Annotated in this window: 14 protein-coding genes and 2 rRNA genes (1 of these 16 only partly in view); 4 read left to right on the plus strand and 12 right to left on the minus strand. The window is 41.9% G+C overall.

What is annotated here, in order from left to right; translation table 11 throughout:
- Positions 1–207: 207 nt before the first annotated feature.
- Positions 208–3216 (plus strand): DNA polymerase III subunit alpha, encoded by a 3009-nt coding sequence (locus tag ACO6S2_RS00505; RefSeq protein ID WP_422360559.1) that lies wholly within the window; start codon positions 208–210, stop codon positions 3214–3216.
- A 14-nt stretch (positions 3217–3230) separates the two neighbouring features.
- Here ACO6S2_RS00505 and ACO6S2_RS00510 read toward each other — a convergent pair whose 3' ends face one another.
- Positions 3231–6068 (minus strand): WD40/YVTN/BNR-like repeat-containing protein, encoded by a 2838-nt coding sequence (locus ACO6S2_RS00510; protein WP_422360560.1) that lies wholly within the window; start codon positions 6066–6068, stop codon positions 3231–3233.
- A gap of 179 nt (positions 6069–6247) precedes the next feature.
- A complete protein-coding gene (locus ACO6S2_RS00515) occupies positions 6248–6844 on the minus strand; it encodes a hypothetical protein (protein WP_422360561.1) in 597 nt (198 codons plus the stop codon).
- A 160-nt stretch (positions 6845–7004) separates the two neighbouring features.
- On the opposite strand from ACO6S2_RS00515, the gene ACO6S2_RS00520 reads away from it, so the two are divergent.
- Positions 7005–7910 carry an ATP-grasp domain-containing protein gene (locus ACO6S2_RS00520; protein WP_422360562.1) on the plus strand — a complete coding sequence of 302 codons (906 nt, stop codon included), beginning with the start codon at positions 7005–7007 and terminating at the stop codon, positions 7908–7910.
- A gap of 180 nt (positions 7911–8090) precedes the next feature.
- On the opposite strand, the gene ACO6S2_RS00525 is transcribed toward ACO6S2_RS00520, so the two are convergent.
- From ACO6S2_RS00525 to ACO6S2_RS00550, 6 genes are all read right to left on the minus strand, one after another.
- The gene (locus tag ACO6S2_RS00525; RefSeq protein ID WP_422360563.1) at positions 8091–8843 is read right to left on the minus strand and encodes a hypothetical protein; all 753 of its coding nucleotides are present in this window, start codon (positions 8841–8843) and stop codon (positions 8091–8093) included.
- A 227-nt stretch (positions 8844–9070) separates the two neighbouring features.
- Complete coding sequence (locus ACO6S2_RS00530) at positions 9071–10213, minus strand: hypothetical protein (protein WP_422360564.1); 1143 nt, start codon at positions 10211–10213, stop codon at positions 9071–9073.
- A gap of 83 nt (positions 10214–10296) precedes the next feature.
- A complete protein-coding gene (locus ACO6S2_RS00535) occupies positions 10297–11076 on the minus strand; it encodes an ABC transporter substrate-binding protein (protein ID WP_422360565.1) in 780 nt (259 codons plus the stop codon).
- Positions 11076–11615 (minus strand): NUDIX hydrolase, encoded by a 540-nt coding sequence (locus ACO6S2_RS00540; RefSeq protein ID WP_422360566.1) that lies wholly within the window; start codon positions 11613–11615, stop codon positions 11076–11078. Before ACO6S2_RS00540 ends, ACO6S2_RS00535 begins: the two co-directional genes overlap by 1 nt.
- A gap of 2 nt (positions 11616–11617) precedes the next feature.
- Positions 11618–11980: a carboxypeptidase-like regulatory domain-containing protein gene (locus tag ACO6S2_RS00545; protein ID WP_422360567.1), complete on the minus strand. Its 363-nt coding sequence runs from the start codon at positions 11978–11980 to the stop codon at positions 11618–11620.
- Positions 11981–12043: 63 nt separating this feature from the next.
- Positions 12044–17239, minus strand: coding sequence for a PKD domain-containing protein (locus ACO6S2_RS00550; protein ID WP_422360568.1), 5196 nt, complete (start codon positions 17237–17239; stop codon positions 12044–12046).
- Positions 17240–17468: 229 nt separating this feature from the next.
- Here ACO6S2_RS00550 and ACO6S2_RS00555 point away from each other — a divergent pair, with 229 nt between their 5' ends.
- Both ACO6S2_RS00555 and ACO6S2_RS00560 read left to right on the plus strand, forming a co-directional pair.
- Positions 17469–18506 carry a type IX secretion system membrane protein PorP/SprF gene (locus tag ACO6S2_RS00555; protein ID WP_422360569.1) on the plus strand — a complete coding sequence of 346 codons (1038 nt, stop codon included), beginning with the start codon at positions 17469–17471 and terminating at the stop codon, positions 18504–18506.
- Between the two features lie 37 nt (positions 18507–18543).
- A complete protein-coding gene (locus ACO6S2_RS00560) occupies positions 18544–19782 on the plus strand; it encodes a M48 family metallopeptidase (RefSeq protein WP_422360570.1) in 1239 nt (412 codons plus the stop codon).
- On the opposite strand, the gene ACO6S2_RS00565 is transcribed toward ACO6S2_RS00560, so the two are convergent.
- The 4 genes from ACO6S2_RS00565 to ACO6S2_RS00580 form a co-directional block, all read right to left on the minus strand.
- A complete protein-coding gene (locus ACO6S2_RS00565) occupies positions 19775–20830 on the minus strand; it encodes an NAD(P)H-dependent glycerol-3-phosphate dehydrogenase (RefSeq protein ID WP_422360571.1) in 1056 nt (351 codons plus the stop codon). The genes ACO6S2_RS00560 and ACO6S2_RS00565 overlap by 8 nt on opposite strands.
- Positions 20808–22505, minus strand: a complete 1698-nt coding sequence (locus ACO6S2_RS00570) for a 1-acyl-sn-glycerol-3-phosphate acyltransferase (RefSeq protein WP_422360572.1) — start codon at positions 22503–22505, stop codon at positions 20808–20810. The genes ACO6S2_RS00565 and ACO6S2_RS00570 overlap by 23 nt, the downstream gene beginning before the upstream one ends.
- A 349-nt stretch (positions 22506–22854) precedes the next feature.
- Positions 22855–22966 (minus strand): 5S ribosomal RNA (gene rrf, locus ACO6S2_RS00575).
- 131 nt (positions 22967–23097) lie between these two features.
- Positions 23098–24206 (minus strand): 23S ribosomal RNA (locus tag ACO6S2_RS00580); it runs 1775 nt beyond the window's last position.

Below are 24206 nucleotides of genomic sequence, written 5' to 3' on the forward strand. Positions count from 1 at the left end.
GAAGATCATGTGAACCACTATAAAAATGACATGATCCCGTGGGGAGGGAGAAAATTTGGCGCGGTGGAGAGAGCCTGTGCGTAAAGGTTTTAAAATTTTCTTGAACTCTTTGCTTACTTTCTGTTTCAAGACAGAAAGTAAGAGCCTGTCCGGCTTGAGGACATAAAACAAAGTGTTTTTTAAAATCATCAGACAAACATTGATACAATGTACCTCAATACGCATTCTTATTTCAGTTTCAAATACGGTGTAATGTCCACCGATGAGTTACTGGAAGAGGCTAGAAAAAATGGCATGGACTCTTTTGCGCTCACCGACATCAACAGCACGGCAGGCTGTATGCGCTTTATCAGGGACGCTCCAAAATATGACATTCAACCCATCGTAGGCGTAGATTTTCGCGAGGGCACTACCCAGCGTTTTGTGGCTATTGCCAAAAACAATGACGGTTTTCAGGAGATCAATATTTTCTTATCAAAATACCTTCAACATAAAACCGAAATCTCTGGCCAAGCTCCTAACTTCAAAAATGTTTATGTGATCTATCCCTTCAGCTCTCACCCTACACATCGGCTGACCCCTCATGAGTACATTGGTGTTGCGTCACACGAAAGGCTGAAAGTCCCCTTTTCCAAATGGAAAAATCAACTAGACAAGTTGGTCATGCTTCCTACAGCTACTTTTAGACATCAGCGCGATTTTAACATACATCGTTTGCTGCGAGCGATTGACAAGAACACCTTGCTCAGTAAGTTGTCCAAAGAGGAGGAAGGTGTGCCCTCAGACTCATTGTATTCAAAATCTGAGCTATTAGATATTTACAAAGACATACCTGAACTCATTCAAAATACAGAACAGATCATTCATAATTGTTCTATCCACTTTGAGTTTGGTGACCAATACCCTCACAAAAACATTCAAACCTACATGGGGTCAGGCGAAGAAGATTATCAACTCATTAGGAGCAAGTGCTTAGAGGGTTTGTCTTATCGGTACCCTAATCCTGACTATAGAATATATCGAAGGTTGGCTTCTGAACTTCAGCTCATCAAACAAAAAGGTTTCGTCTCCTACTTTCTGGTGAATTGGGACATTATCAATTATGCACTAAAGAAAGAATATTTCTATGTGGGCAGAGGCAGTGGTGCCAACAGTATCGTAGCCTATCTGCTACGTATCACCGATGTAGATCCCATCGAATTGGACTTATACTTTGAGCGGTTCATCAATCTATATCGAAAAAACCCTCCGGACTTCGATATAGATTTTTCATGGCGCGACCGGGATGATATTACCAGATACATTTTCGAAAGATTTGGCTATGACCATGTATGTCTACTGGCTACCTACAACACTTTCAAATTCAAGGCTGCCGTACGTGAGCTGGGCAAGGTATGTGGGCTGCCTCCTCACGAAATTAGCAGGTTATCTTCCATAGATCGTGACAATTTGAACGTTGCTATTAAAAATTATGACGGCCTCGCTCGCTCAGTTTTGAAATACGCTTTCTTAATGGACAGCATTCCCAGCCACTTGAGTGTGCATGCCAGTGGTATTATCATTTCAGAAAAGCCTATTTACCACTTCACCGCTACCAGTATGCCCCCAAAGGGATTTCCTATCACTCATTTCGACATGGTAGAAGCGGAAGATGCCGGACTGTTCAAATTCGACATTTTGAGTCAGCGTGGCTTGGGTAAAATCAAGGATGCCTTGACCATCATCAAGGACAACAACCCCAACGATCCTGAGGTAGACATTCATGATACCAAACGATTTTTTGAAGACGAAAAAGTAAAAGACCTACTTCGTAATGGAAAAGCCATTGGCTGTTTTTATGTAGAATCTCCCGCCATGCGTATGCTCCTCAAAAAGCTACGAGCTGATCACTATTTGGGACTGGTGGCAGCCAGTTCGGTCATCCGGCCGGGAGTGGCCAAATCGGGCATGATGAGAGAATACATCTTGCGTTTTCGAATTCCCGAAAGGAGAAAGGACGCACACCCTATATTGGCTGAACTCATGCCCGAAACCTTTGGTGTGATGGTGTATCAAGAAGATGTGATCAAAGTAGCTCATTATTTTGCGGGGCTCACTTTAGGCGAAGCCGACAGACTACGCCGAGGCATGTCTGGCAAATACCGATCTCGTGACGAATTCAAGGAAGTAGAAAAGCAATTTTTTATCAGCTGTAAAAAAATGGGGCATGATGAAAAACTCACTCACGACGTCTGGTATCAGATTATGAGTTTTGCAGGGTACGCTTTCGCTAAAGGGCATTCGGCTTCTTATGCTATCGAAAGTTATCAATGTCTCTATCTGAAAGCCCATTATCCGCTAGAGTATTTGGTAAGTGTGATTAACAATGGAGGGGGTTTTTATGGTATCGACCTTTACGTACATGAAGCACGCATGCATGGTGCAAACATTGAAGCTCCATGCATCAATACCTCTCGAAGCGAAACCACAATAAGCGGAAAAATCATTCACTTGGGCTTTCATATTGTGAAAGAATTAGAAAAAGAAACCGTTATAGAAATTCTATATAAACGAGAAGATTATGGCCCATTTCAAAGTTTGGAACAATTCACCAACTATGTTACGATCTCTCTGGAGCAACTTAAAATACTGATTAGGGTTGGGGCATTTAAGACCATAGATTCAAACAAGAAAAAACTACTATGGCAGGCACATCTATTGTTATCAAAGAGTGATAAACACACCACGCCCACGCTTTTTCAGAGCAGAGTGAAAAAATACAAATTACCATCCCTTCATCATGACCCCAGAGAAGATGGATTTGATGAAATGGAGATTTTACATTTTCCGCTTCAAGACCCGTTCAGTTTGGTTAATGAATATGCAGCTTCAGATATTATTCTCGTAAAAGAAATGCCTAAACACAAAAACAAAATGGTGACGATGCTGGGCTATATGGTGACTCGCAAACAGACCAGAACATCAAACAATAAAAACATGAGTTTCGGGACTTTCATTGATCAGGCGGGTGATTTTATAGACACGGTACATTTCCCTCCTTCACTACGTCAATACCCCTTTAGAGGCAAAGGGGTTTATGAAATCAAAGGAAAAGTGGTAGACGAATTTGATTTTGTATCTATAGAAGTATCTTCCATGATCAAGGTTCACTACGTGAATATGGACGACCTAGAACCACTACCCGAGCATCACGCACCCATATTGATCAAAGCTTGAGTCTTGCTTAATAATTATTCCTTCACCACCAGCTTTTCATTCACAACCTTTCCTTCTACATTGAATTGTACGGCATATTCTCCCGCCTCTAAATAGACTTTCCCATTTTTTGCAGGAGGTGTACCGTCTTCTGCCGCATCGCCAGATCGAGAGAGATCATAGGTATAAAAGTTAAGCCCTGAGTTGAGGTCGGTATTCGTTACATACATGGTGCGCTCTCCATCCATCACCTTAAACTGGGCTTTGCTTGATGACTCACTATAGATCACCAGCTCACAAGCGGGTTCATTGTAGCCATACCACTGACTACCATATTGATAATCTCCCCAGCTCTTGCTGAATTTCAATTCTTCGATAGACAGTATTTTTAGTGTCTCTTTTTTTTCTAATTCGATCAGGCTTTGGATGGCCTTTACCTTGCCTACGTACACCGACCTTCCATGCGTACCCACAATCAGTTCGTTCTCTCTTGGGTGTACAGCCAAGTCATGCACAGCTACATTGGGCAAACCACCACCAAGTGTCATAAAAGTATTGCCACGATCAATAGAAGCATAAGCGCCATGATCTGTGCCTACATAAAGTACCTCCTCTTTTACCGGATCTTCGGCAATTACATTTACTGCCTCTTTTGGTAGCGAAGCACCCAAGTCACGCCAGAGCTTTCCATAGTTTTCGGATACATATACCAGCGGACTAAAATCATCATTTCGATAACCATTTAAGGTCAGGTACACGCGACCTTCCTTAAACTGAGAAGGGGCAATACTACTCACCCAATAATCTTTGGTCAGATTCGGATCGATCATCGTCCAGGTGTCTCCGCCATCCTGCGATACTTGTACTACGCCATCATCAGTGCCTATATAAATCAATCCTTCTTTCATCGGAGATTCGACAATGGTGGTCAAAGTTCCATAACTCACATTGCCATCCTTGCCTCCCTTGGTTAGATCTTTGGTCGGTTTTCCAAAGTCATCCCCTTGGTTGGTGGATTTGTGCAGCCTATTCGATCCCATATACACTACATCCTGATTGTGTCTGGACAGGTGGATCGGCGCTTCCCAATTCCAACGATAGGGCTTCTGCCCCAAATCGTGCATCGGGGTGATTTTCTTGTCTTCCCCAGTCGTTTTATCTATTCTATAATAATGTCCAAATTGATAACCGGTATACACCGTATTGTTGTCTCTCGTATCCACTTCTGTCTGCATGCCGTCGCCCCACATCAGGATCTGCCACGGGTACTTACCAGACATCTGCCAGCCTGTAGAAAATTCGTAATTGCTTGGACCCCACCAGACACCATTGTCTTGCAGGCCTCCATAAATATTGTAAGGTTCAGCCATATCAAAATTGATATCGTAAAACTGCCCCACGGCATGTGGATTGCTTTTCGACCAAGTTTTACCATCGTCGTAGGAGATATTTACTCCTCCATCATTTCCGCTAATTAAGTAGCCTGAACCCGATGGGTCGACATATAAAGCCTGATGATCACCGTGCTGATTGTCGCCACCAATGTCATTCCAGGTTTTTCCCCCATCCTCTGATTTGATAATTGGTACACCCAATGCATACACTTGGTCTGGATTGGTGGCCGATACCCGAACCTCACCAAAGTAATAACCATAAGAGTAGAACATATTGTCAATGAAGTCCGCATGTGTTTTCTTCCAGGTAGCACCTGAATCATCAGATCGGTACAGTTCCATTCCTATGACCGGTGTATTGAATAGTTGTGCATTGGCATCGTCGAAATAAGTAGCAACCTCGGCAGGTCTGGCTTCTCCAGATTTCACCACGCGTTTCACCTCCGCAAAATCATACCTTTTTGGAAATCCATTGTCTCTAAGATAATCATTGAGCAACGAATCGTCGAGTGCCAAAAAAGTAGCCTTATCCATTGCCTTGATTTGAGTTTTGGTCAGGCCTTCAGATAGAGTTTCTTCTTTTTCTTCTGGTCTTCTATCTTGATTATCTAAAATGGCATAGAGCACCTTAGAATTCTTAGGGTAGATGGCTAAGCCAATTCTACCTGTTCCATCAGTATCTGGAAAGCCTGAATTACCTCCACCGATCTCTTCCCAATGCTGACCGCCATCTGATGATTTGTAAATACCGCTACCCACACCCGAACCATCAAAATTCCAGGCCTTACGGTCACGTTGCCACATCGAAGCATATAAGATATTCGGGTTGGATGGGTCAACTACCAAATCGATGGCTCCTGTTTTATTATCCACAAATAGCGTCTTAGCCCAGGAACGTCCACCGTTATTAGATTTATATATTCCTCTCTCCTCATTGTCAGAATATAAGTGCCCCACAGCCGCTACCCACAGGATTTGATCATTGGTAGGGTGTAAGATGATTCTACCGATATGCTGCGTGTCGGTCAGTCCTAAGTGAGTCCAGGTCTTTCCGTTGTTTGTGGATTTGAAAATACCCATACCTGAATAACTGGATCGGCTGGAGTTGTTTTCTCCCGTACCTACATATATGGTCTTCGTTTTCCAGTTGACTGCGATATCGCCGATAGACATTGCCATTTGGTCGTCAAACAATGGTTCGTAACTGGTACCGCCATTTTTAGTTTCCCAGAGCCCTCCAGAAGCGTAGGCCACATAAAAATGCAAAGGGTCTTTCGGGTTGACGGCCAAATCCGTCACTCGCCCACTCATAATTGTTGGCCCCACATTTCGAAAAGGAATGTCCTTGAGTAACGAACGTTTTAACATCTCCTTTTTCAGAGTTTTGTTATTCATTCTATCCGAAGCCGAAGTGGTCTGCTGAGCCAGAACCTGCGTAGAAAGAATGCAAAGGATAAATAGAGCGATTGATCTGATCATGAGTTTCATTTTTCGGTTTGGAATAGGTAGAAATTTAGGTATAAAATTCGTGCTCTCCTAGAGAAATGATTTGGGTGCACCTTAGAATTATTTAAAGCAGATTGGAACCCACATTTCACAAACAAAAAAGCCCCATCCGATCGCGAATGAGGCTTACACTGGTGAATTATCTTTCAGAATTAAATTTTAATTCTGTGCTCTTGCAAAGTATTCAATGCCGTCTGCAATTCTCTTTTTAGTTTGGTTTGATTCTCTCGTGCTTTTTCCTGATGAGCGGTGTACTCTTCTTCTACCTTGGCCAACATCTTTCTAGCCTCTCGCGTGATTTTGTTGTTTCTCAAATAGATCAAATATAAGCCAACAATTCCCACAATGAGTATGAGGATAATGAGCCACACAAAAGTGTTGTAAGCGGACTTGCTCATGTTGATCCCAATAAAGGCAATAGAGTCATTGAGCTCTTCACTGGCAGCCAGAGAAGTTTGTGTTTGTGCTAGTTCTTGGTTGACCGCGGATAATTGTCCTTCCAGAGATTTTACTTCTTCTCGTGCCGAGGCTATTTTTCCTTCTTTTACTTTGATGGTGTCGGCCACCACCTTCCAGAAGTTCTTGAGTTTTGGCATTTTCACCAGTTTATACTCCTGCCAAGTGGAAGTCTCGTTGCTATAAAACTGATCAAATTGCTCCTGAATATTTTGCTGACCTTGTGTGGCACCAGTCACGGCCAAAACAAGGACAAAGGATAAGATGTTTTTTCTGAATATCGATAGCTGCATGATACGGTGAATTACGATTGTGTTGTTTTAAGATGCAAAAATATGAATATTTTATCTCCTAATATTCCTATGTGTGTTTATAACTATCAAAGTTCTCGATTATTTCATGGACGGCAACATCTGTGCGTAGATTTTTACTATTTTGGCATCAAAAAATAGCATGGCCACATACGACATTGTTTTACTCACAGACTCCAGATTTACAGTTGACAACCCACCGGATCAGTATGCTGACAATGTGGTATTGGAAGACCGATTACTTTTTGATGCTTTCGAGCAAAAAGGTCTTAAAGTATTCAAAACCAATTGGGACAATCCAGACTTTGACTGGACTTCTACAAAGTGTGCCATGATTCGCACCACCTGGGACATCTATGAGGACGGTAAGTTTGAGCAATTTCAGGCTTGGTTGGATCGAGTGAAAGACCAAACTCACCTGATCAATGATTGTGATACCATCAAGTGGAATGTAGACAAGCACTACCTCAAAGATCTTGATGCGCGCGGTATCAAAATCCCTCCTACGATTTTTATCGCCAAAGGGGACAGTCGCTCACTTGAAGAAATTGTACAAAGCTCTGGCTGGACGAATCCCATCTTGAAACCGGCCATCTCCGGCGGTGGCAGACACACCTACAAACTCACCGAACAAAAACTCATAGAAGTCTCCGGCACCTTTGGTGAATTGATTCAAAACGAAGCCATGCTGTTGCAAGAGTTTCAGCACAATGTGGTAGAGAAAGGAGAGCTGACCTTGATGGTATTTGACGGCGAATATTCTCATGCAGTGCTCAAAAAAGCCAAGGCTGGTGACTTCCGTGTACAAGATGACTTTGGAGGCACGGTACATGCCTACAACCCTTCACCAGAAGAAATTGCTTTTGCAGAACGTGTAGTGTCCGTCTGTGACCCTATTCCGCTTCAGGCTCGTGTAGACTTCATCTGGGATAACGAAGGCGATCTCTGTGTCTCCGAACTAGAACTAATCGAACCAGAGCTATGGTTTAGAAATAAGAAAGGATCAGCCGAGGCTTGTGTGGAGGGTGTGGTGAAGCGGTGGTTTTGATTACGACCAGCTATGATAAGTGGGGGTTAGTCTCGATAGCTATCAGGAGCACTAATCTCTCGTCTATAACATAGTCACTTCTTGATTAAAATTCATTGTTTATGGCGGACTTTTCAATCTCCAAAACACTACCCTGACCACTGAAATCCCATTATAGCACATGATAGAGCTACTTTAGGTTCATTCGCCATCCTCATCGTTCCAGTGCCTCCATCCAATAATTGAGTAGTAAATAACAAAGCCAATTAGCAGGTTTAAAGCTCCAGCTATTCCAACAATAAGAATAGGAATTCCTTCTTCAGGGTAGAATTGATAAGTTGCTAATGCAACCAAGCTGGTAAAAAGGAATCCGAAAACTAATGCCCACTGCCCACCTAATTCAGCGCTAATGTTTTTGTAGGAGATGGTTTTAACTCCTTTTTTCTCTATCGCAATTATTATTTCATTTTGATTGAGTTCTTCATTGGTTGATTCGATCAAAAGTTGAAACTGAAGATGAGTTCCTCGATTTAATACTTTGGCTTGATATTCTCGGTTTGAAGAGATAAACTCCCAATTTTCCTGCGTAATTAGTTGATTAAAGGCGTCAGAATTAGTTAGTTCAACCCGAGTATCTGTATTGATAGCATGACTTGATACTATTTTGTTTTGTTCGCCAACTGCAACTTGAATTGTGAGATCATCTACATCTTTTTTAGAAAAGTTAAACAGTTCAATGGTGACCATATGCAGATGGTCAATTGCTTCATTATTATGTAAAATTTGAATGTCACCCCAGAAATCATCTTTATATGATTTCGCAATTGTTGTTATAGAAACTCTTTTTTGCAGTTGAATCGAAGAAGACCGAACCTTATCCAAGAGTCTACTAAACAAGAATCCTAGAATGGCTGGAAGAGTAATTGTAAGAATCTCAACTATTGTTATTTTCATTGGTTCAATTCGCTCTACGATTGTATAATGCCCATTATCTATCTCCCAAATATATCAATTGTGAGGATAAAGCTTATAAGTATCCATTAACTGCTATGAAATAGGCATTTTATTAAACGTTTATAAAGATTTATAAACGTTTAATAATTAGTAATCCAGCCCGAAAAAACCAATGGCACCTCGGTACCATTGGTCACAATCAATAAACCTAAAATCTTACAGTCGTCTTAGAACTTGATGGACACATTGTAGCCCACCCACATTTTTACATTGGTGCCTGAGAAGGTCTCGTTGTAGAATGATCCCATATCTATATCGTTGCCATATCGGCCGGATTCCTGATCATAGACCTCGGTGACATAGATATTCAGCACCGGGCCGGCAGAGAACGCCAGGTGATTGGCAAACTGATATCCGAAGTTCCAGCTAAGCCGGTTCAGCAGATTAATTTCATCATAATGATCGCCTTCCGGATTGATGCTTTGAGTAGTCAACTCCACACTGGAGTTCCAGTTCTTCTTCAGCTTAAACTCCGTACCAAAACCACCCCCATAAGTCCATAGGTAATCATCTTTCTTGGCCTGTGAACCCACGAACAGCACACTGTAGAGTCGGTTAGTTCCTGAACGAAACGCAATATTGAAATCGATCACTTCATTGTGCTCCAATGCAAACTGAAGTTTTCCTTTTTTGACAATATTGATCAAACCTACTGTTACACCGCGCTCCACGGTATCTGCAATATTGATCAGCCCGATTTGAGTGCCGTGCACATGTTTGGCTCTATTGAACAAACCTCCAATTTGAACACCTTGTACATTCTGTGCCCAGTTTCCCAAACCAGCCAATTGAGCACCTTTGATACTTTTTTTGCTGACATTGAGCAATCCTGCGCCCTGTACGCCATTGATACTATCGGCCAAATTCATATAGCCTGCAAACTGCGCTCCCTGCACCTCTTGCGCGGTGACATTCAAAAAACCAGCGTATTGCATTCCCCTGACTTTACCATTCACCGTATTTAAGAATCCACTGAATTGTGCTCCCTTCACATTTCCACCCACGGTATTTCCAAATCCTGAGAACTGAGCGCCTGCTATATTGGTTTTGTTGATGTTGTACAATATCCCAAATTCGGCACCATCAAAGCTATGTTCGTAACCAGCAAGGATGTTTATTGAAAACTGATTGGTGTACCCTTCTTTCGGTCCCTTGCTGGTGCCAAATCCGGGCACGAACGAAATTTGAAAGGGCCTTTCTTTGACTTCTGTGCCCGATGAATTCTCTGTGTTTTGACCTTGAGATTCAAATACTGCCAATAGCAGCGTGAGTATTAAAATTAATTTTGAGTTGCTTTTATATGAGTTCATATCCTTTGTGTTTTTTATACACTCAGGGAAACCAAAAGAAATTTTACCCCCACAGGGGCAATCAAAAAAATGAGGAGAATCGACTAACGACGTCTGGAAACGGGTAAGCTCATAAAATATTTCGGTGAATGAACCAGGCGACTTCCATACCAGCTAAACATTTCACCATCTACCAAAAGTACTTCGGCATTAGGAAATAGGTCTTGATATTTTTGAATGTGTTTTTCCTTAAAAGGGTAAGGTTCTGAAGAAAGGAAAACATAATCAGGTGAAAGATTTTTCATCATGTCCTCATCTAGTTCGGGATATCTTTCCAAATGCCCAACGGCATTCTCCAAACCTAACCACTGCAATAGAAAATCAATAAAATTATTGGATGCTGCCACCATGACTGGATTCTGCCAAATGAGGTAAAGTACATTACCTTCCAATTTGTCTTTTACATCTTCAAAGCCTTGTTGAATTTTTTCCACTAGTTGTTTCGATTTGGAAACACTATCGGTCATCCATCCAATATTTTGAATAGTCTTTAGCGAATCCTTCAAGTCAAAGATATCTGAGATATACACTGGATAGTCCTTGCATAGCTGTTCGATACCCTCCTTGTAGTTTTCTTCTTTATTGGCAATAATCAAATCCGGTTTCAGTGCTTCGATTTGATCAAAATTGAATTTTTTCGTACCCCCTATTTTCGCAGCTACCTGCTGAGCACGTGTAGGATGAATACAAAACTTGGTAACTCCAACTATACGATCCTCCAAACCAAGGTCAAACAGCAGCTCTGTCAAGGAAGGCACTAAAGAAATAATCCGCAGCGGATTTTCAATGGAAATAGTTCGGTGGAGATCGTCCGTGATTTGCATCAAAACTTCAGGGTTTTTTCTTTCATTCTCAACACAGAAGCATCGTTACCAACAAATTGCTCCAATCCATCTATGGCTATCCAAGCCACTTCGTTAGATTCATCATTTTTCTTCAACTGATCAGGACGTTGAGCTACAAAAGCAAATCTGATATCAAAGTGATCATGCTCGGGCACATCCTTTCTTAGTGGTATGTTATGAATATCAATATCAAAAAAAGAATCGCCAATAAGTCTAACATCCGTTATACCTGTCTCCTCTTCCAGCTCCTTCAAAGCTACGCGTTGCACATTTTCGTCTCCGTCGGCATGTCCTCCGGGCTGGAGCCATCGATCAAGCTTTTTATGATGCAATAAAGCGACTTGTTTATAATCTGATGTGAGCACCCAGGCTGATGCCGTAACATGACCAGAAAGCAATGAACGTTCAAAGCAGTTGTCAAAAAAAAGCAGGTCCAAAAACCTGCCTTTGTATTTTTCCTCTTCCTGATAGACAGTTTGATATTTTTCTATCTCGGATCGGAGCCAGTCTCGATTCATAATTATTGTACTATCGTATTGACCTTATTGATACGGCCTTCTACTAATTCTTCTGTTTGCACACCACCACCTACATTGGTTTTACCGTCAAAGTCCGCATGCACAAAATAGCTCATTACCTCTAATTTCTTAAACACCACTTCGCCATCTTTATCAGTAGTCTTCTTCACCAATAAGTTTTCTGCTGCACGATAATCTTCTTCTGTCTTAAAAAGAGACACTTCGGCTCCTTCCACAGGATTTCCAAGTTCATCCAAAACCAACACCTTCAAAGTGGTGGGTAAGAGCTTCAAATCCACATAGGTATAAGCTGATATACCAAAGGCAAACACTGTCAACAAAGAAATAATTAAATACTTTTTCATCGTTTTTTAAATTGTTCTAAATACAATTTATCATTTATCGTGCCGAAAAACTAGTGTCAGTATTTATCTCAATAATGCCACGCCACCCCGCTGCTCTATCTCTCCTAATTCAGGCATTAATGAACTGGTAAAACGCATCACATAGATGTAACTATCTATTTTAAGAATCTTTCCTCGATAGGTACCATCCCACCGGAAACCAATATCTTCAGATTGAAAGACGAGTTCACCCCAACGAGAATAGATTTTAATTTCAAAGTTGTCTACATAGGGATTAGGATAGACAAAAAACTCATCGTTGAAACCTGGTGATGTGTCAGGGGTAAATGCATTGGGTGCGTACACTTTGGGCAGACAATCATCGATGACTTCTACTGCATCACGAATGCAGGTAAAACCATTACTCAAAGTTACTTCATATATGCCCCCTTCATTGGCATTCAATACTCTATCAGTAGAAATTAGAACATCATCGTTGATGATCGTCCATTCATAGGTACTAAACTGACCTGGATCCAAGTCAACTGAATTGTTCGTGGGGTCGGGATCCTCGCTGCAGATCATTTCTCTATCACTCAGTAATAATTGATCATCAGTAATAGGAACTACCAGAATACTTAAAGAGGCATTTGCTTCACAGGTACTTACGTCCGAACCCACATGAATGGAATAGGTGCCGCTTTCTCCTACGGATATCTCGGCATTCTGATTTTCCAATGTTTCGCCAGTCGGCCCCGTCCAGGTAAATGTGACGTCCTCTGTAATATTTGAATAGGCCGTGATGAATACTTCTTCGTTGTTGTCACAATTGGGTGATGCTGCAGCAAATACTGTCAATTCGCTATATACGTTCACATCGCTGGTTGTGGTACCGGTACAACCTGTGCCCTGATCCAGTACCAAGACCTCATAAGTACCTGAAGAGGTAATCCCTCGCCTGGAGCCGTTGGCCCCATTATCCCATTGATAACCGCCATTGCCAACCAATCCATTGGTAACATTCGCAAATAGAATCAGAGAACTTTCACACTCCTGACCTTCTTCTAAAATCTCAACAATTGGCGCAGGACTCTGAACAACATTGACAGTCTCGGTAACCTCGCAATAGCCGCCTCCAGAAGAAGTGACCGAATAATTCCCACCAGCGGAAACCGTAATAGTTTCTCCCAATGAGGATCCAACTACTCCTGGACCACTCCATGTGTAAGTAATGGCAGGATCTACCGTAGTGGGGTAGATACTAATTTCACCTTCCGTGCCACAAATATTCTGAGGTGTGGTCGCATATTCGGCTAAGGGGCTGCCAGCTAAAACAATGTTATCTAGAGTTTGTGTACAGCTCAAACCACTAATCAACTCTACTACCGTAATCGAATAGGTCCCCGAATCCAGGTTATTGACAGGAAACGTAGGAGTCGGAGAGGCAGGTGCACTTACCACGGAACTACCGAATTCATCAAACAACTCATAGTTCACGCTAGCAGGCGCTGGTCCAGCCAACTCAAAAGTAAGTAACCCATCTCCAGGGCAATCTGGTGTAGGTACATAATTGTCAATCGTAAATCCTGCCCCTGCATCGTCTACGGTGGCTACCTGACTAAGGGAACACCCGGTAAGCGTATTGGTAACGGCTATTGAGTAGCCCCCCGGGTTAAGAGTATTGGGCGTAGTGATCAAAGCCGGCCCCGATAATGCCGTTGTACCAATGGTTGAAGGCCCGGTAACTGTATAGTTGAAGCTTCCGGTTTCTGTTACGTCTATATCAATCGTTCCATCATTATTTCCGCATCCTGTGGTTGTACCACCAACCGTAGTAAATTCAGGATTGTTTACAATGGTAAAAGCCACATCATCGGTAGTTACACAATTCAAAATATCTTCTACGGTCACTTCATAGACGTATACTCCTGGAACGGAGGTATCTACTTCCTGCGTACGCAATACATTGCCATTAGCTGATCCGTTGAGGGTCCATAAATAGGTAGACCCTGGGTTGAGTGCATCTAAATCAGCAAAAGCCACATCCTGACATATCGTTTGATCAGTACCAAGGTCAACTTCTGGTCTGGTGTCATCTATGAATGACTCTCTGGGGTCCGATTGACAGCCATCAGAGTTTGTGATAAAAACAGAAATCAAGGCAGGCTCATCAACTGTAATGGTACGGGTTGTTTCTCCAGTTGACCAAGTATAAGAAAAGTCAGCGGTGTCCACTGGCCAGGCTTCCAAAGTCAAAGGTCCATTACAGAGTGCCATGGCATCCAACAAGGTAGGTTCAGCAGGAATTGGGAAAATTTCTACGGGTTCGACAAACGTTGTATCCAAGCCGCAACGGTTAGTTACCTGCAAGCTAACATTATAGGTTCCTGACAAATTATAAATATGAGTAGTGTCTTCGACGGCAGCTGAAGTACCATCATCAAATGACCAGAAAAACTCATCAATAATAGAAGTTCCTGTCCCATCAAAAACTGTCTCTAGTCCCAAGCAAGGATTCGAATAGGCTATCCCTGGGTTTTGAGAGCTCAATGGGAGCTCCTGTACAAAATTAGGAAGTCCTAATCTACTGGTTCGTCCCATCAGATCGAAGCCATTTTCGCTGAATGATGCCGCCGCGTCATCGCTATTGGGACTATTTATTTGACCAACTGCTGTTTGGCCATCTACTGCCATATATATGATTCCATCTGAGCCTGTTTGCAAGGCACCATATTGCAGCGCACTCGTGCCCAATGTAAATTTGGTTGCTTCTATATCCGCTTTAGCCGTAGGGGCATATAAGCTATCCAAATCATACTGCAAAAGTGTTGATCCAGAACCTCCATTGGTGCTGACATACAACCGTTGTAAACTGGATGAAAATTCAATACCATAGACCAAAGCCGGAGTTGGTTCTTCGATGTCTATTTTGACCAAACCTGAAATTTGCCCCGTGCTATCTGCCACACTGAATAGCTCAACAAAATTTTCGGTTTCATCCTGAAAAGCAACGGCAATAACTCCTCCAGCCGCAGCATACTTCATTTGGGCCTTTCCTGTCTTTTCTTCATCAAATCGCATGGCACTTCCCGCAGATGAGGTAATAGGCGCCCCAATTCCATTCGGTGTGATCGGGTAAGACCTGAATTGATTGTTTCCGAATTCATGTGTAACCAACCAGGTAAAACCTTGCCCCAACCCAAAGGCAGCTATTCTTTCTGTACTGTTCGTGAAAAGTGAAGCATCCTTAACAATAACCTCCCCTTGTGCCGTATCTTGTCTCATATCCACTACAGCATATTTCATGTCGTACGTGAAATCGCCATAAACGGGATCGGACGCAAAAACATAATAAATGGAACTGTCTTGAGGAAGTGGCACGATCATTACTCCTTGACTAGAATTAGGGTCTCCTCCAATATTATCCCCATTATCCATTACACGATGATTCTTGTTCCAGATGGTTTCCCCATTGGTATAGAACAGCACATCTCCATTGAGGTCAGATACGGAAGAGGCTCCCTGAGCAGAACTCATCAAATTAGCATCTGTGATGGCTGAAGTCGCTGGTGGATTAAAATCTATTCCTGCGTTTTCACCAAAATACCATTGATTTCTAAAGATATTGGTGTCCTCATAAGTATCCACCTTGACATAATCATAATTAATACAGCCTGTGGCGGCACTTTTTACAGCCACAGAAAATAAACCCGTGGTATCCACATTGATCGACTGTGTAAATTCTCCTGTATTCCAATAATACCATTCTCCTCCTGGGCCGGCATCATAGGTAAATATCTCTCCTACACATCTCACCGTATCCATACCCAAATCAATCTGTAAATCGTTATCAACAATAGATACAGAGCGTGCGTAGGTTTCTGTAATTCCATTCAACTCTACAGTTAGAGAAACGGAATAAACACCCGATGCTTGATAAGTATGTACCGGATTTATAGCGTTGGTGGTAAACCCGTCACCCATGTCCCAGGTGTACGTTTGTGCTGGAGGCTCAACGTTTGAAAAGAATTTGGTGGTTCTGAGTGCACAGGTATCCAGATAGGCAAAGCCAACGGAGTCAAAGGTTTCAAAGTGTGGTGCAGGAAAGTGTGGGAATTGCGTGCCACTGATACCAGACGGTTCGAAAGCCAAGCTATCATAGCCTACATTAAAAAAGGTACTGTCCGCATTATAAATACTGTCGGCTTCCAGAATAACTCCTAATTCTATAGCAGTTGCGCTGGTCTGTTGATACAAGTGATAAATATTATTATCGGGGCCTCTTTGAACTCCATAACTTCTAAAAACCGGTTGGAAAAGAATGGAATTTACAGTATTCAATGGATCAGCCAGATTGTACTGGTAAAGGTCCGCTACCGTTCCAGCACCTCCGTGTCTGGAGATATAAAGATTGTTACCGCTAGATGACCACTCAATATCATAAACTGCTTCGGTACCGAAATCTGCATTTCCAGTGTTAAGTATAGCAGTATTAAGTGTAAGCGCACCTGTAACCAGGTCAAAATCATAAAGTGTCACATTTCTATTAGCATCTTTTGGGGCTACCGCCAAAATCGAATTATTCGCATCATAAGCGAAAGATGCTGCTTCAAAGTCCGGAGCAGATACATCGTTGAGATCAAATACCTGAATAGGTCCTAGTATGCCGTTATTGATTTCAAGTACCTGATAGTCGAAATTTGATCTGTCATTGGTAATTATCCAATAGTTATCAATATCTCTTTGAATAACTATCATGGCTTCAGATGGATTGGTCAATCCAGTGCCTATATTTTTCCTAGCTCCATCTACATCACCTAGTGGTGGCTCTCCTCCGGCGGCATTTCCTACTAAATTTCTATCAGCTACGGTATACAAAATCTCTGGCCCACTTCCACCTGGGTTGGTAAATATGTAATATTCCCCATCCGTATAGGGCATAGGCATTACAGAAGCAGCTCGATTAATGCTGGCATCACCACCCAAGGCTGCACCATTAGGCACTAAATCATGGTTTGCATCGTAAACATTCTCTCCATCGGAATAAAACAAAAGATTGCCCGTAACGGGGTCAGAGATGACCATACCCCCTCCGGTACCATAGGGAACAAACTGCAAAGTGTCGAGTTGAGCCCTTGCGTCAGACTTATTGAATGTAATAGTTGTCGTAGAATTACCAAACAACCAATTATATTCTGAATAGTTTTGTGCTTGAATAGAAAGGCTGGCAGAAATGAATATAAAAAATGTGACCCATAGAGGGACGTTTTTCCGTTTCACCACGTTAATCGTTTCGATAAGGGTTCTCAAATCTTTAACTGTCCTTTTTAATTAAATGAGGAGTATGGTAATCAAAGGCTAAAAATAACTCAATTACTAATACTAACGGTGACAAAATATATTTCAATGCATATAACCCAACAAAAAATAATTGATTTCTCATTTGGGACAATATTTTATATTTTGCAACGATTCTATTTAGAGGCATAAGCCTGATTTAAACAAACAGATGCAAAGAATTTCATTAGTCTTACTAATAATGGCTTCACTGCTTAATACTAACAAGAGCTGGGCTCAAGACCCTCAGTTTTCGCAGTATTACTCGGCTCCATTGTATCTGAACCCAGCACTGGCCGGAATCACACAAGAAGGCCGTGCCGGCCTCAATTATAGAAATCAATGGCCTTCGATAGATGCCAATTTCGAGACTTTCTCCCTTTATGTAGACAATAACTTTGATGAAAAGAATAGTAGTGTTGGCCTCCTTTTTGTCAATGACAAGGAAGGATTAGTTGGCCTTCAATCCAATGAAATTGCTCTTCAATATGCCTATCAAGTCAATGTAAATTACAAATGGGTATTCAGGCCTGCATTTCAGGTTTCCTATACTTCCAGAAATGTAAACTTCAATAAACTGGTATTTGGGGATCAGCTAGACAATAATGGAGTGACGGGAAACCCAAGTGCCGAACAATTTAATACAGACTGGAAGGTAAACTATTTTGATATTGCTTTGGGAGGGGTAGTCTATTCGGCCAGGACCTGGCTCGGCGTATCCATGCATCACATTCGTGAGCCCAATCAATCCTTCTTAGGTGATGAAAGCCCGTTACCTCAAAAACTTTCTATTCATGGCGGGTATATGATTCCTCTAAATACTGGATACTCAAGGGGTGAAACCGTATCTGGTGCAAGGAGAAGCTTATCTCCGACCTTCAACTATCGAGCACAAGGAGAGTTCAACCAACTGGATCTAGGCCTGTACTTCACTTGGGACCCGGTAATATTTGGTCTTTGGTATAGAGGCATACCGATCAAATCACCAGAAGGGGGCGGTTCCAATAATGAGTCTCTAATTTTCATGTTTGGAGTTACTCAAAAGAAGTTTACACTAGGCTATAGTTTCGATTACACCTTATCAAATTTAGGTATCCAAAGTGGCGGAGCTCATGAAGTATCGCTTATCTACAGCTTCAAATGGGGGGATCCTCGTAAACCATCGCGATCAGTAAGAGAACTGAAGTGTCCGCTTCCGATGATCTTCTAATTCCTCAAAATTCTTAGATTTGCGCAAAACTATGCGCATGGATTACCAAACAATTCTCTATCTCCTTATCGGAATTTTAACCTTCGATTTTTTATTAAATAAAGTATTGGGCCTACTGAATAATAAAAGTCGGAAGCAACCAATTCCAAGTGAGTTGAGTGGTATTTATGATGAAGAAAAGTATATCAAGTCTCAAGCCTATCAAGCTGAGGTTTTTAGGTTTTCTATAATCAGCTCTACGCTTAGTTTTGTCCTGATGCTCATTGTGCTTTGGTTCGGTGGGTTTGGGTGGCTGGATGAATATCTGAGAGGAGTTGCCCCAGTCGAACCGTTAACTTCATTGTATTTCTTTGGGGTTGTATATTTTGCTTCTGATTTGATAGGAATTCCCTTTGATCTATATGGAACTTTCGTCATTGAGGAAAAGTATGGTTTCAATAAAACAACAGTAAAAACTTACATATTAGATAAAATCAAAGGTTATGTACTCACGATAATCGTGGGAGGAATCATCACTGCTTTGTTTATAGTTTTAGTCATGTTCTTTGAAGAAAATTTCTGGATCTATTTCTGGATCGCTATCAGCGCATTCATGGTTTTCATCAATATGTTTTATACCTCCTTAATCATTCCTCTTTTCAATAAACTAAGCCCGTTGGACGATGGAGAGCTAAAGACAGCAATTACGAATTATAGCCAAACTGTGAATTTTCCGCTCAATAATATTTTTGTAATAGATGGGTCTAAACGCTCTTCAAAGGGAAACGCCTTTTTTTCCGGTTTAGGGAAGAAGAAAAAAGTAGTGCTGTATGATACATTAATTGAAAATCATTCGAATGAAGAGTTGGTAGGCGTATTAGCTCACGAAGTGGGTCATTTCAAAAAGAAACATATCATCTGGTCTATGATTCTGAGTATTTTGCAAACAGGATTTATGCTCTGGTTGCTATCCAAATTTATATTTAGCAGTGAAATTTCCTGGGCTCTAGGTGGCAATGTAACCGCCTTGCATTTGAACGTTTTTGCCTTTGCTATTCTGTTTTCTCCCATCTCGACGCTGATCGGAATCTTTATGAATCTATTCAGCAGAAAAAATGAATATGAAGCTGATGCCTATGCGGTAAAAACTTATAAAAAAGAACCTTTGATTACTGCATTGAAAAAATTGACATCCGATAGTTTAGGGAATTTGACGCCTCACCCGTGGTATGAATTTATGAATTACTCGCACCCAAGTCTTCTTAAGAGAATTAGAGCGATGCAGACGATCAAATAAAATCGATTTCGGACCTGAAAGGAAACTTCATAAAGTACGTATAAGCCTCCTGAACACTCATTTCTCCCTCTATAATATTGTGAAGTGTTTCAGTAATAGGAACGCGAATATTGTAGCTCTCAGCCAACCGGTCAATGATCTTGATAGTATTCACTCCTTCGGCAACTTCTTCCATGGACTGAATAATTTCGTCCAGGGATTCACCTTTCGCCAAGCGATAACCCACGGTAAAATTTCGACTGAGTTTAGAACTGCAGGTTGCCACCAAATCGCCCACACCAGCAAGGCCTAAAAAGGCTTTTGTGTTACCTCCCAAAGCGTTTCCGATATAGACCATTTCAACCATTCCCCGACTGATCAGCATCGCTCTTGAGTTTTCCCCTAGCCCCATGCCACTGAGCATCCCTGTACCGATAGCGATGATATTTTTCAACACACCACACAATTCGATCCCTATCAGGTCATTGCTTCCATACACCAGAAATCTATCATTTTTTAGCAACTTTTGACCATGGTCAATCACTTCCTCAAAGTGACTTGCCACCACGGTAGCCGCTGGCTGCTTTTCCTCTATTTCTTTGGCTAGATTGGGACCCGCCAAACAGCCGACTCGGAGTACTGAAGTTTCCTCAAGGATAACTTCACTCATCGTTTTCACATGTTTTCTGGAGAGTGGATTCTTTTTAGATATTTCATCGCCCTCTGCAATAGTTAGATCAAGCCCTTTTGTACCATGAATTAATATATGATAAGGCTTTAAGAACGGGGATAAATCCCGTATCATTTGTCTAAAATTGGCCGAAGGCACGATCGGAAATATAATTTCACATCGTTTTCCTACCGCTGAAATATCATTGGTAATTTCAATTTTTTCGGATAAAGGTTGAGAACCTATACTTCTTGATTTCGTAAATTTTTCTGCTTTTTCTCTGTCTCGTACGTAAAGTAGAACGGGGCTCTTTTCTGCCAACATATTGGCTATTGCAGTACCGAAACTACCCGCTCCGATTACACCTACTATTTTTTCAGAGGTACTTTTCGAGCTCATAGCCGTCTAGCCTATTGTGATAATAATACAGCAAGTTCATATTCTGGATCACTACATCACCTTGTTTGGAGAAACCTAATGGTGGCTGCGCATGATACATCCCTAAATTCTTTATTCCATGCTTGATAATTTCATCCTTTTCTCTACTCAAGTGATCTGCCAAGCCTACTTCTCCAGCATCTCTCATGGCTTTTAATGCATCAAGCAAATTTGATAGGCCAGCTTTAAAATCATCATGCTTAATAACTAACTCATCATCAGACAATCTAAGTAATCCGTATAGATCAAGGGTTTGGTGTTTTCTACCGAGCATTCTGAACGCAGTAAATGCAACCAAATGACTTGAAAACACCCTATTATGCCTGTGAAATTCTTTAACTATTTTCTTACCAAGGATTCTATTGTACTCTTGCTCTCGTTGAGCATCTTCTGTAATCTCACCATTCGATTTGAAATAGTCTTTCAGATCTATTTCATTGCCATGCTTATCTAGGCTCTTTCCATTGATGTCTACCTCGTTTCCAAGCACATCCAGCGCATTTCCAATACTTACAGATATATCTGAGCCTCTGGTAAAGAATTTCATTAAGAACTTAGAAATCTTGAATGACGTGGTAAATTCGTCGTTTTCCTCGTAATAGCGCTCTTGGCCCTTGCTTTTCAAATAATCATTAATCAAGCTTGGAGCTTCCAGTACAAAGTGATAGTTCAACGTAACTGGTACAATGAAAATCTTCTTTTCATCTGGATTTTCTTCAAATTGAAATATTTGTCTTTGAGCCTCTATGGTGGTACCCAACAAACCTAGTTTTAATGCCTTTTCAATTTTTCCACTTCTCGACCTGGTCCCCCCTGGGAAAAACAGACTATGACAGCCCTCCCTAAGTGCTATAGTTGAATATGATTTAAGACATTCTAAATATATTGAATTCTTCTTCCGACGATCAACCTTGTATGCCCCCACACTATTCATAAAGTAAGCAAATACTTTAAGGTTGAACAGGTTCAATCCAGCGCCATATATAAAAGGAGGTAATCCTAGAAATTGAATAATCCAACCAATGAGAACCGAGTCAATATTACTGAAATGAGTAGGAACCATAACCACAGTTCCCAATTTTGCTAGTTTCCTCAGCTCATCAACGTGCCCTTTAATGTGTATCTTATCGTCCAGATCCAGCTGATTACTGAACAGAGACCATGGGCCTTTCACGCGAGCAGCATTCAGCAGACGTCCAAAACCAAGCGTAACCAAGGTCCGTGCAACATGATAATGTGATGGGTTAAAGTTACCCGCTATTTCGTTTCCATAACGGTTGATAATTTCTCTTAAGACTTCTTTCAGATGGGTGTCTTGCTCCTTTTTCGGAATTCCATCCAGCTTAACTACTCGCTGTTGAACACCATCCCAAAACTCAAAATCATCCTTTGGGTCGACCTTCCATGGATGTTTTTTTGCGCGTTGCTTTTCACGAAATGCTGTCATCTCAATCTCCTCACGCAATGTGCGTCCACGACCAAGCGACATCATGTTATCGAAGCTCTCCTCTACTACCAGTTGAATAAACTCATCCCTCTTCTTAGCCATCTGCATAACTGGCCAATTCTGAGTACTCTTTAGAATGGGTTTATATCTTGCCTTTTTATTCCTTCTCCTTAACACCAATGGCTTCATAGAATTAAATTAAAAAGGATGAACCTACATCCATCCCCTTAGAACCGGCAAATTAACGAATAATATGCGATTTATGTCGCATTATGGCCAATGATATTAACAGCTTGAGATTGCGTCAACCAACAAATTGGTTCTAACATGATTGGGAATAAAAGCCTTACAATTTCCCAAACAGAAGACCGCCTTAAATAAAATTGATTCAATTTCGGACACTAGCTCCTTCGAAAGTCATACCATATGGTTGAATGACTCTTGTTCAAACAAGGAAGCATCTTATCGCAGTGTCGGTGCATGTTTTCACATATAAAAAAACCCTGACTAAATGAATAATCAGGGTTTATTTGATAAAAACTGGCGACGACCTACTCTCCCGCGTATTACCGTAGTACCATCGGCGCTGAGTGGCTTAACTGCTCTGTTCGGAATGGGAAGAGGTGGACACACTCGCAATAATCACCATAAAATCTTGATGCTGGCCTTTGCCAACATATAATTTCTTAAAGTCTCAATACTAAGTAATAACTACTCAATACTGGCAAGCTAAGCTTGCTTGACATGAATATTGTGAAAGAAAGAACGTGCAGAACACTGTTATAGAAAGTTTACAGGTAATTAGTACTACTCAGCTTTGACATTACTGCCTTTACACCTGTAGCCTATCAACGTCATCGTCTCTAACGACCTTTAAAAGAAATCTCATCTTGAGGAGGGTTTCGCACTTAGATGCTTTCAGCGCTTATCCTCACCGAACGTAGCTACCCGGCGGTGCAGTTGGCACCACAACCGGTAGACCAGAGGTTCGTCCAACTCGGTCCTCTCGTACTAAAGTCAGAGCCTCTCAAATTTCTTACGCCCACAACAGATAGGGACCGAACTGTCTCACGACGTTCTGAACCCAGCTCGCGTGCCACTTTAATGGGCGAACAGCCCAACCCTTGGGACCTTCTCCAGCCCCAGGATGTGACGAGCCGACATCGAGGTGCCAAACCTCCCCGTCGATATGAGCTCTTGGGGGAGATCAGCCTGTTATCCCCAGAGTACCTTTTATCCTTTGAGCGATGGCCCTTCCATACGGAACCACCGGATCACTATATCCTAGTTTCCTACCTGATCGGCTTGTTGGCCTCACAGTCAAGCACCCTTATGCTATTGCGCTCTACGCACGGTTACCAAACGTGCTGAGGGTACCTTTGAAAGCCTCCGTTACTCTTTTGGAGGCGACCACCCCAGTCAAACTACCCACCACACAATGTCTCCGACATAGTCGGATTAGGCATCAGATAAATAAAGGCTGGTATTTCACCAACGGCTCCACCACGCCTAGCGACGCAGCTTCAAAGCCTCCCAGCTATCCTACACATCATTTACCCAATACCAATGTGAAGCTATAGTAAAGGTTCATGGGGTCTTTCCGTCCCGTTGCGGGTACGCGGCATCTTCACCGCGACTACAATTTCACCGAGCTCATGGCTGAGACAGTGCCCAGATCGTTGCACCATTCGTGCAGGTCGGAACTTACCCGACAAGGAATTTCGCTACCTTAGGACCGTTATAGTTACGGCCGCCGTTTACCGGGGCTTCAGTTCAGCGCTTCTTCCCGAAGGAATAACGCCCCCCCTTAACCTTCCGGCACCGGGCAGGTGTCAGGCCTTATACATCATCTTTCGATTTCGCAAAGCCATGTGTTTTTGTTAAACAGTC

The organism is Reichenbachiella sp., assembly GCF_965233835.1.
Lineage (GTDB): Bacteria > Bacteroidota > Bacteroidia > Cytophagales > Cyclobacteriaceae > Reichenbachiella.